The sequence below is a fragment of the Bartonella acomydis genome (assembly GCF_039543025.1).
GTDB lineage: Bacteria > Pseudomonadota > Alphaproteobacteria > Rhizobiales > Rhizobiaceae > Bartonella > Bartonella acomydis.
The window spans coordinates 1-14218 of sequence record NZ_BAABIY010000002.1 but is presented as its reverse complement, the minus strand read 5'-3'; the positions used below and the strand labels follow the sequence as shown (position 1 = coordinate 14218).

The window sequence follows — 14218 nt, the reverse complement described above, 5'->3', positions numbered from 1 at the left end:
TTTACTTTTTATTCCATAAAATTATAAATATTAATGATAAAAGTAGCTCTACCAATGAGCTATCATTATATTATTTTATATGTACAATTATTTTAATTTATCATATAAGATTATTCTTATTTTTTAATAATAATCTATAAAAATATGGAAAAATTTTTCGTATTTAATTTTTAAGAAAAACGACAAAGGATAGGTTTGTATTTTTTTCCTTTCCAATTAACTTTGCGTCAGCTGAATAAATAAAGGCAAAATTAAGCCATCTTCATGATAAGAAGATTGAATTTTCACAGTAATTCTTTGCGCACAATCGTTGCAGTAATTACAACCATTGGCATAGTTGGAATAACATTGGGAATGGGAACACAACTTGTTTCACTTCTCATGACAGAGAAAGGTATTTCAAATAGTACTATCGGTATAGAGGAACAATTGGTGGAATTGCGACTATTATTGCAGCCATCTTTACTGCTCGAATCGCTCTCTATTTAGTTATTACTCAAACAATGTTAATCATGATGATTATAGGATATTTGAGTTTTTTTAGGGTTTTATTTTTTTGATATCTTATGAATTTGGTTCATTTTAAGATTTATATTACATTTCACTATGACAGTTCTGTTTATTCTGTCAGAGTTTTAGATCAACAGTTGTGCTCCATCTAAAAAGCGTGGTTTCATTCTTTCTATTTATGCTACTATATTGGGATTAGGATTTGCGATAGGTCCTACACTCTTAGCAAAAGTAAGAACACAAGGATTTACACCTTTTGCTATAGGATGCATTCTTATCGTGCTTGCTTCTATAACGATTTTTGCTGCTTGGAAATTAAGTCCAGAATTTAAAGAGAATCAACATACACTATTTTTCCCTTATCTTTTTTGCGTCCCAAGTTCCATGATGGCAGTTCTTGTTTACGGTGCTGTTCCAATGGGAGCATTAACGCTTATAATGCCTTTTAGTTTATCCATTGGATATAATAAAATGAAGCTGCACAGTTTATGGCAACACTCGCATTGGGGAATATTTCTCTCTTAATCCCTATCAGCATTATAAATGATTATGTAAAAGATCGACATTATCTTCTGATGGGCTATCTCTTACTCCTTGGAACTGTATCAGCCGGTCTTTATACAATTGGACTTGCACATCTAGAGGCACATTTTAAAGGACAAGAACTTGCTCATGCTAATTCTGCTTTTATCTTTTGTTATGGAATCGGTATACTCCTTGGGCCAACTCTTATCGGTCAGAGTATGGATACCTTTAAATTCTTTGATTTTTCAGCAGCTATGACTTGTTTTTTTTTGGCTTATATGTGATTTTGATATTTGTACAACTTATGAGAAAATTAATCAGCTCTTGACTTTTTTGATAACATCCGTAGTGTTGCCGCAAAATTTAATTACATTAAAAATAAATTTCAGATAGCAAGACAATATTTTCAGTACAAATAGGAAACTTAAATTATGGCTAAGGCAGCAACTATTAAGATCAAGCTTTTGTCAACTGCAGATACTGGTTTTTTCTATGTAACGAAGAAAAACAGTCGTACAATGACAGATAAAATGAGCAAACGTAAATATGATCCAGTTGTAAAAAAACACGTTGAATTTAAAGAAACAAAAATTAAATAATAAGTTACAGCATTTAACGGATAGTTTTTTCAATCCGTAAAATACAGTCTTTTGTTTTGTAGGAAAAAATAACCTATCTATAGTCTATATATTTTTTATAGATATTAGGTAATTTGTTTTTTGATTTTTATCTGTATTACGACCTTAACTCTTATCATGATAGTATATTTGATCTGTAGCAAAAATAATATGCATATAATGAAAATTTTCCATGAGAATGAGAGAGTGTTTTTATTAAGAATTTTTACAAAGATTATAAGCGTTTTTCACTAAATTAAATATGATATAGTTGTATTCCCTTTAATTTCATGAAAAAAAAATCTTTCTGTTTAAATCAAACAAGTTTTAATCTAAAGGTTGTTGGTTTTAGTATTTTCATTGCGATTGCCATTCTAACAGTTTACTTTAAATACACTCAAACGCTTCCTCAAAAAGAAGATTTTTCTTCTAAAAAAGTGATAAAAGGGTATGCATCGATTATTGATGGTGATTCAATCATGATTTCTTCTGTGATGATTCGTCTTATAGGAATTGATGCTCCTGAGCTCCAGCAATTTTGTGGTAAAAATAAAACACGCACTCCATGTGGGCTTGAAGCAAAACAATATTTAAAAGAACTCATAGCAAATCAACCCGTTACATGTTATTGGCATAAAAAAGATAAATATCGCCGCATTCTTGCAACATGTAAAACAAAAGAGATCAGTAATATTAATGCAATGCTTGTACGTAATGGCTGGGCCGTAAACTATTATGATTATCCTGCAGAAGAACAAGAAGCAAAAAAGAATAAGATTGGAATGTGGCAATCACATTTTCAACGTCCAAGAGAATGGCGAAAAGCACATCCTCGAACAGAATAAGAATAATATTCTTTAATTTCTTTTGCCCATGAAACAACCACGTTGTAGAAAAATTATCGAACTTGAAAAGAAAATCTATTCCTGCCGTGTTTGTCACCAACAACCATTTTATCTTCCTCCTCTTCCTCATGAAGCAAAACCCGTAGTTTATTTATCCGATACAGCTTCGATTGCAATCGCAGGACAAGCACCGGGATTGCGTGTTCATGAAACTTCTATCCCTTTTAATGACCGTTCTGGTGAAAGATTGCGTGATTGGTTAAATGTCACAAAAGAGGAATTTTATAACAGATCCCTCTTTGCTATTGTTCCTATGGGATTTTGTTTTCCAGGCTATGATAAAAATAAATCTGATTTACCACCAAGGCGTGAATGTCGAGAAATATGGCATGAAAAAATATTTCAAGCGATGCCACAAATAAAACTTGTACTTGCAATTGGAAGTTATGCACAAAAGTGGCATATTACGGAATTAAAACATAAAACTGTTTCAGCAACCGTCAAAGACTGGAGAAATATTCTTTCCATACATCAACCTAGAGGTTATAATGTCATGCCTTTGCCTCATCCGTCATGGCGGAATACTTTTTGGTTACAGAAAAATCCATGGTTTAATGATGAGCTTGTTGTATATCTGCGTAATTTAGTGCGTAAATTTTTATAAACTGGATATTGAGAAAAATATGGATCGTCTTGATCGAAAAATTTTACATCTTTTACAAGAAAATGCCACACTTTCTGTTGCTGATATTGCTAAAAAAGTTGGGCTTTCAACCACTCCGTGCTGGCGTAGAATCCAAAAACTTGAAGAAGATGGTGTTATTCAGCGTCGTGTTGCCGTTCTTTCTCCAGAAAAAGTCAATGCTCACCTTACTGTTTTTGTTTCTATTCGTACAAATACACATAGCCATGAATGGTTTAAGCGTTTTTCAAAAATTGTTCAAGAGTTTCGCGAAGTCATTGAATTTTATCGAATGAGTGGAGATATTGATTATTTATTACGTGTTGTCGTTCCTAATATTGAAGCTTATGATCTTTTTTATAAGAAATTAATTGCTAAAATTGATATCCGTGATGTCTCATCTTCTTTCGCAATGGAACAAATTAAATATACAACAGAACTTCCACTTAATTACATAAAATTGCAAGACAAAACGAGCGAACAAAACTTCTAAAAACTTTTTAACGTCCTATTATCGCTTTAAGCAATTAGGTTTTCTTGATCAAAAATTGTCATTTGTGCATGTGTTAAAACAGCAGCCTTGACAATACCAGCTGCAAGGGCTGCTCCAGTTCCTTCACCAAGATGCATTTTCAGATCTAAAATCGGTTCTTTATCAATTTTTCTTAAAAGTCTACGATGAGACTCTTCAGATGAAACATGTCCAATAAGAATATGATCAAGCGCTCTTGGATGCATTTTATAAAGAATTGCAGCAGCTGCTGTTGCCACAAAACCATCTAAAATAACCGGCACCTTTTCCATTCTTGCCGCCAAAATGGCACCAACCATAGCAGCAATTTCTCGTCCTCCAAGGCGGCGCATTATTTCAAAGGGATCATGAAAATGATCTTTATGTAAAGAAATTGCTGTCTTAACGGCTGCTGTTTTACGTTGAAAAAATTCTTTCTCCGATCCCATACCACTTCCTGTCCATTCCGCAACATCACCACCAAACAACGCTAAACACAAAGCTGAAGCTATTGTTGTATTTCCAATTCCCATTTCACCTATACATAAAAGATCTGTTCCACCTGCTATAGATTCCATCCCAAATGCCATTGTAGCAGCTGCACTACGCTCATCCATTGCAGCATCTTTGGTAATATTCATTGTAGGATAATCTAAAGCTAAATCAAAAATCTTCAGTCCAAGATCATAGGCTATGCAAATTTGATTAATAGCAGCTCCACCCGTTGCAAAATTTTCCACCATCTTTTGTGTCATAGATTGCGGAAATGGTGTAACATTTTCCTCTGTAACACCATGATTACCAGCAAAAATAGCAACTAAAGGTCTTTTTACGATAGGTTTTTCTTCACCTCTCCATCCTGCATACCAAACTGCAATATCTCCCAATTTCCCTAAAGCTCCTTGAGCTTTTATTAACTTTTTTTGCCGTTTTTTAGCCAAAGTTATAGAAAATGCATCAGCAGAAGGTAAATTTGTGAGTAAAGCACGAAAATCATCAAATGGACTAACAGTCATGAAGATACCTTTTACAATCTATAATGTTTCATGAGAATCTCGTCATATATACAAGATATGAATAATTTCTGGGTTTTTAAAAGAAGTGTTTTTAAAACATTAAATATTATTCGCTAAATTGTTTTTGCACTCTAATTTTTTAACAAAATGGTTATGCTAGATCACTGGCTGATTATGAAATATTATCAATATGCTATTTCGTATTTTTATACTATAATCTTAAGAGATTATTCATATTGAATAATATATGATGAGCATATTATTTAACATGTCGTATCCTCTTAATAAAGATGATAGCTTACTGAAATTCGCGATCTGGATTTTTTAAGCTTCATAAAAAAAGAAGTCTTTTCAGGAATTTAAACTTTAACATAAGTTAATCTGTAAACTGTTGTTAAATGAGAACAGAAAAAGCTTCTTTTAAAACTTGTACTCCTGCTTCATTTTTTGTTGCATCATTTGATAATATTTGCCGCCATCGACGTGCCCCTTCCCTGCTATGAAATAAACCAATCATATGGCGTGTCACATGAGAAAGCCGCCCTCCTGATGCGATATGTCGAGCAGCATAATCACACATGATTTCAATAAGATCATCATCATTTAGATTATTTTGTGTTTCACCATATATTTCAAAATCAACATGCTTTAACAAAGTTGGATCATGATAAATTTGTCGCCCAACCATGGTAGCATCACAGAAAGTTAAATGTTTTTTGATTTCTAAAATAGATTTAATCCCACCATTTATTCCAATGAATTTATGAGGATATTTATGTTTTAACTTATAAACCCTTTCATAATTCAAGGGGGGAATATTGCGATTTTCTTTCGGACTCAAGCCTTGTAACCATGCTTTGCGTGCATGTACCCAGAGTGCATCACATCCAGCATTCCAAACTTGATGCGCTAAAAGATCTAAAGCCGACTCTTCATCCTGCTCGTCCACAGCAACACGACATTTGACAGTTACAGGCACACGCACTACTTTTTTCATTGCTTCCACGGCACTTGCCACAATATCAGGATGTAACATCAGATAAGCACCAAAAACACCTGCTTGCACACGACTTGATGGACAACCAACATTGAGATTTATTTCGTCATAACCAAATTCTTCAACAAGTCGTGCTGCTTCAGCCAATTTTTGAGGATCCGCTCCTCCTAATTGTAAAGCAATTGGATGTTCTTTATGATCCAAAGCCAAAATTTGTTCGCGAGCACCATGAATAACAGCATCAGCTACAATCATTTCGGTATAAAGGAGTGCCTTTTTTGTTAAAAGACGATACAAAAATCTACAATGCCGATCTGTCCAACCTAACATTGGTGCTACTGCGAATTTTACTGATGATGGAGGATCATATAATATCATAAGAAAATTACTTTTTCATCTTTATTTAAGTGCTTCTCATTTTTATAATCAAAGTCTCTATTTTTTTCTAAATATACAGAAAACTTTATTCTCTTATACCGGCACTTAAAAACGTAGAAACATATTTTCTCATTGTTTCTCAATTAATCTAAAATTTATTAAAATCATATCAAAAGAAACATAAGACAATACTTCTAACATAATGATTTTCATATATTATATCCATGTAGCTGATGTTATAAGATAAAAAATAGCATCAAAAACACCTTTGAACGGCCTTCCTTGTCATTCATATGACCTTTTTGAATTATATCTATGTTATTTTGTACAATCTTTAAGATATTTTGAGACTGAATAAGCGAAAATATTAAACGAGTCACATTATGATAGCTTGTTTTCCTTTAACATTTTGTAATTACTCCACAAACAAATGCTACTTAAAACACTTTGGTCTCCTCATCCCGACAAAGAAATGCTTCTACTCTATATACTCTCTAATCATAGAGAGTCGTCAAAATTGTTTTTCCCTGTTAACCATTCTATGTATTTTATTTTGAAGAATTTACAAAAAAATTTTGTTCTAAATCTTTTACTTAGCTTTAAGCATTTTATATTTAAGTAATGCAAAAGAGAATAAAAATCAGATAGATAAGAATTCTCCTTTTAACATGCATAGATGTTTCTTATATCACTGCACCATCTGAATACTAAAGAAAAATATTTAAAGAACGAGAAATAAACTTTATAATGAATTGATATTATTACAAATCCTTTTTGTTCTCTTTTTGATTTTGCATATAATAAGAAAGAGCATCAATCTCTTTCTTATTAAATAAAAGCCCAAGTTTTGAACGGCGCCATAACACATCTTCACATGTTTTTGCCCATTCCTTTTCTATTAACCATTTAACTTCAACTTCGTAGAGTCCATGTCCAAAATCTTTTCCTTTTTCTGCTTTAGCATTTGCAAATATCACCAGCGCTTCTGAACCATAAGACCGTGCAAGTCTGCGATACGTAAAAGCATCTAAATCAGGAATCAAAAGAGCAATTTTATCTTCAAGTATATCTAACCTATTATATGGGAAATCACCTCCAGGAAGCGTTGAATTTTTTGTCCATGATGCTCCTTTTGTTCCCAATGCTTTTTCAATAAATTTCATGGCGTCTTCAGCCAGCTTGCGATAAGTTGTAATTTTACCACCATAAAGATTCAGAATGCGTGGTAAATTTTCCGCTCCCATTTCTTTCAGAACATAATCCCGCGTAATTTCTTGTGCTTTTGAAGCACCATCATTATAAAGTGGACGAATACCAGAATAAGTCCAAACAATATTCTCAGGTAATATGGGTTGTATGAAATATTCACTTGCTGCTGTACAAATATAATCAATCTCTGTATCTGTAATATGAACATTGGCAGGATCACCCTGATAGTCGCAATCTGTGGTTCCAAGCAATGTAAACTCTTCTTGATACGGAATAGAAAAGAGAATACGTCCATCACCGTTCTGAAAAATATAAGCACGATCATGGGTATAAAGCTTGTGAACCAGAATATGAGACCCCCTGACAAGTCGTACGGGGGGATTCTCTTTATAGTCTAATACATCTGCCAAAATACGATTAATCCAAGGCCCCGTCATATTCGCAACATAAGAAGCCGTGACGCAATATTCTTTGCCGCTTAACTTATTTCGAAGATTTATAAGCCATTTTTTTTCTTCTTTCTTTAAAGAAAGAACTTCTGTCCTTACCTTTATATCGGCCCCATACTTTTCTGCATCACGAGCATTAGCAATAACCAAACGTGCATCATCTACTATTGCATCAGAATATTCAAAACCTTTATGATACTCTTCCTTAAGTATAGAAGAAAAGTTTTTTAAAAAATTAACTGTTTTGCTACGCCATAATTTCTGATTCCAGCCCCCTAAATAATCATAAATGAAAAGACCCAAACGCAACATCCAAGCAGGACGCAACTCTTTATGATAGGGAAGAAGAAAACGTAAAGGACGCACAATATGGGGAGCCATACGCCAAATAACCTCACGTTCTTTTAACGCTTCGCGAACCAATCTAAACTCATAGTGCTCAAGATAACGAAGGCCTCCATGAATAAGTTTTGTCGATGCACTTGAAGTTCCCGAGGCAAGATCATTCATTTCTGCCAGTCCTACTTGAAATCCCCGTCCAGCTCCATCTCTCGCCAGCCCACACCCATTTATTCCTCCACCAATGATAAACAAATCATAATGCTTTGTGGTTTTCATAATTTTACTTTTCATTATTTAATTTAATTTGCGCTACTGTGCTCAATAAAGCAACCGCAAAAAGTCAATACAAAGGCACTTTATTGATTTATAAACGTGCTTTTTTCCACAAAAAAATATCTCGAATATTATCACAAATGAAAACAACATTTGATAAAATAGAGAAAAAAATTGATGTTTTCCCTGTAACCTATTAGATATAGGCGGTAGTTAAATGCTTTATTGCATATAAGTATTAGTTTCCATATAATTTACCCAATATGACAATAGAAATATGAAGGCATATAAATGACCCATCAGTCCCAACAACACTCAAAATCAACGTTTATTATAAAATTTTTATCAACAATTATGCTGGGCATTTTAACCTTTTTATCTTCTTTATCAAATGCACAGTCAGACACTAAAACAGAAAATTATTTAAGTGTAGAAAAACTTAAAACACAACTTCTAGAAGATCCTACTTTTTTATCTAAACTCAAAAAAAAGATTACAATACCTATTGATGATTACAATATTCAAAAAATTGTAAGAGATTATTTACTTACTCATCCAGAAATTATGATTGAAATGCAGCTTACTCTCCAAGAAAAGCTGGAAAAGAAAAGTGAACACAATGCAAAAAAACAAGCCTCAATCATTCATCTTTTAAAAAAGGAAATTTTCCATTCCCCTCATGATACTGTTTTGGGAAATCCAAATGGCAAAAAAGTACTCGTTGATTTTTTTGATTACAATTGCGGATATTGTAAAATGTCATATTCTTATATAGAAAACTTGATAAAAGAGAACCAAGATCTGCGTGTTATTCTTAAAGACTTACCAGTTTTGGGATCTGATTCTATGGCAGCTCACACTGTTGCTTATGCTTTTCGAAAACAACTTCCAGAAAAATATTCTCAATTTTATAAAGAACTTTTGACAAGTAAGAGTCGTGCGAATGAAGCTAAAGCGATAAAAATAGCAGTTTTGTTAGGAGCAGATGAAAAAAAATTGCGTAATGCAATAAAAGACCCTCATCTTCAAAATTCTTTTAAAGAGAATATTGAGATTGCTTCTCAACTCAGTATTACAGGAACGCCTTCTTATATCATTGGTGATAAAGTGCTCATTGGAGCCGTAAGCCAAGCTATATTAAAAGAAACCATAGAAAACATACAGTAAATATCTTTTTTATACCGTCAACTGTATGTAAGAATATCGTCAATGAAATAATTTTATGCTTTCTCTTTTTTGACAATAAGCTTATAAATGCGAATGCGCGTCAGCAGATACTGATTTTAGATTGAAAGTATGATTCTAAACACAGTAGATAGCTAAAAGAGTTCTCAAAGTGTCATCCGCAGTCTAGAGATATAGTCATAAAAATTAAATAATAACGATCTTCATTGATCAAGGAGTTAGAAATAAAATGACAACAAAAAAAATAGACGCGGCAAAACATACCGCAATTGATACGAAAATTATCCGTGACCTTGCTGAAATTTTAAATGATACAAACTTAACGAATATTGAACTTGAACAGGGTGGACTTCGTATTTGTGTATCACGTCAAAATACCTCAATTACTCCTGAACAAACAATTTATGCTCCCATTTCCCCTACTGTTTCTATACCTTCTTCCCCTGCCCCCGCAACTGTAACTTCTATACAAGAAGATAAATCAAAAGACGCAATAACATCTCCAATGGTTGGGACAGCTTATCTTGCACCCTCGCCGGGTGCACAGCCTTTTGTAGATGTCGGGCAAAATGTTTTGGAAGGACAAACTTTACTTATCATTGAAGCAATGAAAACAATGAATCAAATTCCATCACCACGCTCAGGCAAGGTGAGCACCATTCTTGTTAAAGATGGCCAACCCGTTGAGTTTGGTGAACCACTTATTGTTATTGAATAAGGCAAGAGGTAGTTATGATTCAAAAAATCCTCATCGCTAATCGAGGAGAAATTGCTCTTCGTGTTCTGCGGGCTTGTAAAGAACTAGGTATAAAAACGGTAGCTGTTCACTCCACTGCTGATGCTAATGCAATGCATGTTCGTCTGGCTGATGAAAGTGTTTGTATCGGTCCTCCCCCAGCGCGCGATTCTTATTTAAGTGTTCATCAAATTATTGCTGCATGTGAGATTACAGGAGCTGATGCTGTTCATCCAGGCTATGGTTTTCTTTCTGAAAACGCAAAATTTGCAGATGTTTTAGAAGCCCATAATATTACATTTATTGGTCCAACGGCTGCGCATATCCGAATTATGGGCGATAAAATCGAAGCAAAGAAAACCGCTAAAAAACTTGGAATTCCTGTTGTTCCTGGTTCAGATGGCGCTGTCCGTGAAGAAACAGATGCTTTGCGCATTGCTCATGAGATTGGTTATCCAGTTATTATTAAGGCTTCTGCCGGTGGTGGTGGGCGCGGTATGAAAGTCGTTCACTCTGAACAAGAGTTTGCTATAGCTCTCAAAACGACTCGTTCAGAAGCAAAAGCCGCTTTTGGTGACGATGCAGTTTATATCGAAAAATATTTGGAAAAGCCCCGTCATATTGAAATTCAAGTCATAGGTGATGGTGCAGGAAATGCTGTTCATTTGGGAGAACGTGATTGTTCACTTCAACGGCGTCATCAAAAAATATGGGAAGAAGCAATATCGCCTGCACTTAATGAAACTGAACGAAAAAAAATTGGTGATATTGTTGCAAATGCCTGTGCGCAACTTGAATATCGCGGAGCAGGTACCATTGAGTTTCTTTATGAGAATGGTGAATTCTATTTCATTGAAATGAATACACGTTTACAAGTAGAGCATCCTGTAACTGAAGCAATCACAGGCATAGATTTAGTTCATGAACAAATTCATATTGCATCAGGTGACAAACTTTCTGTTGCACAAGAAGATATCTGCTTCTCTGGTCATGCTATTGAATGTCGTATTAATGCCGAAGATCCTCTTACCTTTACACCATCACCGGGAACTATTACACATTTTCATACACCTGGAGGTTTAGGAATCCGTGTTGATTCAGGTGCTTATTCAGGTTATCGAATTCCTCCTTATTATGATAGCATGATTGGGAAGTTAATTGTTCATGGGCGGACCCGTTTAGAATGCATGATGCGTTTACGACGTGCTTTAGATGAATTTGTAGTTGATGGAATAAAAACCACATTGCCTCTTTTTCGAGATCTCATTAACAATCAAGATGTTGCAGATGGTAACTATAATATTCACTGGCTAGAAAAATATCTTTCTAAGCAATCAAATTCTTCAAATTTGTGATCAAGTCACAAATACAAATTTTTATAAAGACTTTTCTATAAAGCATTATACATATAAAGATGACATGCAATATTGTTATAATATGATAAAATTTTTTTAAAACATGCACAAAACTGATAATTTTCTATTTTCCTTTTTGTAAGTTTGTGCTACTCGGTAAGTGATTATGCCCTTATAGCTCAGTTGGTAGAGCACCTGATTTGTAATCAGGGGGTCGGGAGTTCGAGTCTCTCTGGGGGCACCGTTTTATATTTAATTCTCTACTCTTTTCCATTAGTCTAAAACTTACCTTTATCGTCCTTATCATTTTACCCTTACAAATGGGCTCTTTGGCGTTGGTCGGCCCCTTTTTACGCTGCCAATTACGCCGTACATTCACTCTGCAAGCCGCCCATAATCACGCCTTATTGAAAGCTTTACCAATCTTGAAGCCATCAAAACACACGTAAAAGAACCTGCTCATACGATACGAATGCAAGAAACTTTAGCCCGCAGCCTCGATCAAAGTCTCACTACCGGTAAATTTCACCTTTTAAATAGGGCTTTAAGCCATATTTTTGGTGACCTTTTTACCATTTTTATTATCTTTTTTGAAGCTCAAGCAGTACTGCAAAACCAGATTACACTAGGGTAACTTATCGCCTTTCATCTTCTTGCTGGCAATGTTTCTGGTCCTATCTTAAGCCTTGCATCCCTATGGGAAAAAGAAAAAACACCTCTTCAGCTCGCTACGCCCTCTTATCTTGAAGCTAAAGATATCTGCTTTTCTTACGGAGAAAAACCTATTGTCAATCATCTTGATATCTGTTTGCAACCTGGCAAGCCTATTATGTTGCTTGGTCCTTCAGGCTGTGGAAAATCAACTTTAGCCAAGCTCCTTTGCGCTCTTTATTCCCCAACGAGTGGTCAAATATTAATTAATGATCAATCTGTGCAAAATTTTGATATCCGTAGCGTTCGTAAAACAATCGCATATTTTCCCCAAAGTCCTTGCCTTTTTTCCGGAACCATTCTTGAAAATATGTATCTTGCCAAACCAAATGCCTCTGAGAATGAAATAAACGCCGCCCTTCATGCAAGTGCTTGTCATGATTTAATTTTTCAATTGCCTCAAGGACTTCATACCCAAGTAGGCGAGCAAGAGGGCTTTCTATCAGGTGGATCTAGCATTGGCTTGTTTTTTCTCATCGAACCGTAGATCCTTATCTTGGATGAACCCATTTCCTATGTTCAACTCGTCCAAGCACAAAATACAGAACACATTGAAAAAGTCCTCTAAAAGAGGGGCAATTCGTTCATCAAGGAGACCTTCTTATTCAATTGGATCCGCGTGAAGCTTTAAATGAGCGCGCACGTACCCAAGCCGATATCGCTCAACAGACCCTTCAAGGGCAAGTTGCCGCTGCGATTTTAGCTGCCTTGAGTGAAAGAGATCCTTTGGATAAAGATTTTGTGACCAAAGGGCTCGCTTATTTGCAAATCTCTTCCTCTAGCAACAAAACAGCGAAAATGAAGGGAGAAAAGCTCATCCATACGATCCTTCAATCACTACAAGATAAAATAAAAACACTCAAAGCCCAAGCTGATCGTGTTACACGAAGCGGTGCTGTCCAATACGCACAATTAGATAGATTACGAGATGATCAGCAATTAAGCCAAGAAAAGCTTAAAGTTGCTAAAAGCTTGATGGAAACAAAAGTCATCAGCCATTCTCTTTATTTAGAACGTTTACATGACTTTAAAAATGTGGAACATGAAATTTTAGCCAATCAAAGACGCTTGGAAGAAAACAGCGCTGAAATAGAAGCTCTCCGCCCAACAAAGTCAATGCCTTATTTCTGATGAAATCACCCACTATCGGCAGCTTTCTCGTGAGACAGAACTCTCTCTGCGCAGCCAATATCGTCTTGACCACTTATCACTTTACGCCCCTGTGGATGGACGCATAGACAATTTAAATATCCATACTTTGGATGACTTTGTAGAAGCAGGTAAAACGCTCATGCGTATTGTCCCTGACTCAGGTGAGCTCATTGTTGAAGCGTTCTTTGATAATCGAGATATTGTTTTTTTTAGAAAAAGGCCAACATGCTTACATAAAATTTTCTGCTTTTCCACCTAAACGTTATGATGTTATCTACGGTACCGTTATGAATGTAGGTGTAACAACGCGCCATGAGCAAGAAATTAATGGTGTTTATGCTGTTTTAATCAAAATCGACTAAGATCACATCACTTTTAATTACAAAGAGCTTAATTTATCCCTGGCATGACTCTAAAAGCTGATGTCATTATTTCAAAACGGCGTCTCATTTCTTATTTCTTTGAACCTATTACTAAAGTTTTAGAACAAACCCTAAAAGAAAGATAATCTGTATGAATGAAACTTCATCCCCCTCATTCATAGACCCAATAACGGCTTTGGGTGCTATGGTTGTTTTAATGCTTCAATCCCCCCTATACCGCCGCTGGCTAATCTGGGATATTGAACGAAACTTAGACCAGCTTTACAGACAGAGCAATACAAACTCTACCAAAATGAGCGTAGAGAGTTTTGTGCCTTTACCACTTGGGCTTTTTTAGATGAA

Annotated in this window: 16 protein-coding genes, 1 tRNA gene and 1 pseudogene; 15 read left to right on the top strand and 3 right to left on the bottom strand. The window is 35.0% G+C overall.

Annotated elements, in window-relative coordinates:
• Positions 1 to 264 precede the first annotated feature (264 nt).
• From ABD909_RS00535 to ABD909_RS00505, 7 genes are all read left to right on the top strand, one after another.
• Positions 265 to 489 (top strand): hypothetical protein, encoded by a 225-nt coding sequence (locus ABD909_RS00535; protein WP_345095994.1) that lies wholly within the window; start codon positions 265 to 267, stop codon positions 487 to 489.
• Positions 490 to 699: 210 nt separating this feature from the next.
• Positions 700 to 1035, top strand: a complete 336-nt coding sequence (locus ABD909_RS00530; protein ID WP_345095993.1) for an MFS transporter — start codon at positions 700 to 702, stop codon at positions 1033 to 1035.
• Entirely contained in the window at positions 999 to 1319 is a 321-nt protein-coding gene (locus ABD909_RS00525; protein WP_345095991.1) for a hypothetical protein, read from the top strand. Before ABD909_RS00530 ends, ABD909_RS00525 begins: the two co-directional genes overlap by 37 nt.
• Before the next feature lie 147 nt (positions 1320 to 1466).
• On the top strand, positions 1467 to 1634 hold the full coding sequence (gene rpmG / locus ABD909_RS00520; RefSeq protein WP_004864083.1) for a 50S ribosomal protein L33: 168 nt from the start codon (positions 1467 to 1469) through the stop codon (positions 1632 to 1634).
• A gap of 308 nt (positions 1635 to 1942) precedes the next feature.
• Positions 1943 to 2497, top strand: a complete 555-nt coding sequence (locus ABD909_RS00515) for a thermonuclease family protein (RefSeq protein ID WP_345095990.1) — start codon at positions 1943 to 1945, stop codon at positions 2495 to 2497.
• Between the two features lie 28 nt (positions 2498 to 2525).
• Entirely contained in the window at positions 2526 to 3161 is a 636-nt protein-coding gene (locus ABD909_RS00510; protein ID WP_345095989.1) for a uracil-DNA glycosylase family protein, read from the top strand.
• 19 nt (positions 3162 to 3180) lie between these two features.
• Positions 3181 to 3672, top strand: coding sequence for an Lrp/AsnC family transcriptional regulator (locus tag ABD909_RS00505; RefSeq protein ID WP_345095988.1), 492 nt, complete (start codon positions 3181 to 3183; stop codon positions 3670 to 3672).
• 26 nt (positions 3673 to 3698) lie between these two features.
• On the opposite strand, the gene cobT is transcribed toward ABD909_RS00505, so the two are convergent.
• The 3 genes from cobT to glpD form a co-directional block, all read right to left on the bottom strand.
• Positions 3699 to 4706, bottom strand: a complete 1008-nt coding sequence (gene cobT, locus ABD909_RS00500; RefSeq protein WP_345095987.1) for a nicotinate-nucleotide--dimethylbenzimidazole phosphoribosyltransferase — start codon at positions 4704 to 4706, stop codon at positions 3699 to 3701.
• Positions 4707 to 5100: 394 nt separating this feature from the next.
• Positions 5101 to 6081, bottom strand: a complete 981-nt coding sequence (dusA, locus tag ABD909_RS00495) for a tRNA dihydrouridine(20/20a) synthase DusA (RefSeq protein WP_345095986.1) — start codon at positions 6079 to 6081, stop codon at positions 5101 to 5103.
• Between the two features lie 761 nt (positions 6082 to 6842).
• Positions 6843 to 8375, bottom strand: a complete 1533-nt coding sequence (gene glpD, locus ABD909_RS00490; protein WP_345096079.1) for a glycerol-3-phosphate dehydrogenase — start codon at positions 8373 to 8375, stop codon at positions 6843 to 6845.
• A 270-nt stretch (positions 8376 to 8645) separates the two neighbouring features.
• On the opposite strand from glpD, the gene ABD909_RS00485 reads away from it, so the two are divergent.
• From ABD909_RS00485 to ABD909_RS08570, 8 genes and pseudogenes are all read left to right on the top strand, one after another.
• The gene (locus ABD909_RS00485) at positions 8646 to 9521 is read left to right on the top strand and encodes a DsbA family protein (protein ID WP_345095985.1); all 876 of its coding nucleotides are present in this window, start codon (positions 8646 to 8648) and stop codon (positions 9519 to 9521) included.
• Between the two features lie 247 nt (positions 9522 to 9768).
• Positions 9769 to 10257, top strand: a complete 489-nt coding sequence (gene accB / locus ABD909_RS00480; protein WP_345095984.1) for an acetyl-CoA carboxylase biotin carboxyl carrier protein — start codon at positions 9769 to 9771, stop codon at positions 10255 to 10257.
• 14 nt (positions 10258 to 10271) lie between these two features.
• Positions 10272 to 11630 (top strand): acetyl-CoA carboxylase biotin carboxylase subunit, encoded by a 1359-nt coding sequence (gene accC / locus ABD909_RS00475; RefSeq protein WP_345095983.1) that lies wholly within the window; start codon positions 10272 to 10274, stop codon positions 11628 to 11630.
• A 168-nt stretch (positions 11631 to 11798) separates the two neighbouring features.
• Positions 11799 to 11871 (top strand) — tRNA-Thr (locus ABD909_RS00470).
• Between the two features lie 588 nt (positions 11872 to 12459).
• On the top strand, positions 12460 to 12828 hold the full coding sequence (locus tag ABD909_RS00465) for an ATP-binding cassette domain-containing protein (protein ID WP_345095982.1): 369 nt from the start codon (positions 12460 to 12462) through the stop codon (positions 12826 to 12828).
• Positions 12829 to 12950: 122 nt separating this feature from the next.
• Positions 12951 to 13472 carry a hypothetical protein gene (locus tag ABD909_RS00460; RefSeq protein ID WP_345095981.1) on the top strand — a complete coding sequence of 174 codons (522 nt, stop codon included), beginning with the start codon at positions 12951 to 12953 and terminating at the stop codon, positions 13470 to 13472.
• Positions 13473 to 13666: 194 nt separating this feature from the next.
• Entirely contained in the window at positions 13667 to 13855 is a 189-nt protein-coding gene (locus tag ABD909_RS00450; protein ID WP_345096093.1) for a hypothetical protein, read from the top strand.
• A 312-nt stretch (positions 13856 to 14167) separates the two neighbouring features.
• Positions 14168 to 14218: pseudogene (locus tag ABD909_RS08570) on the top strand (toxin-activating lysine-acyltransferase); the annotation flags it as partial.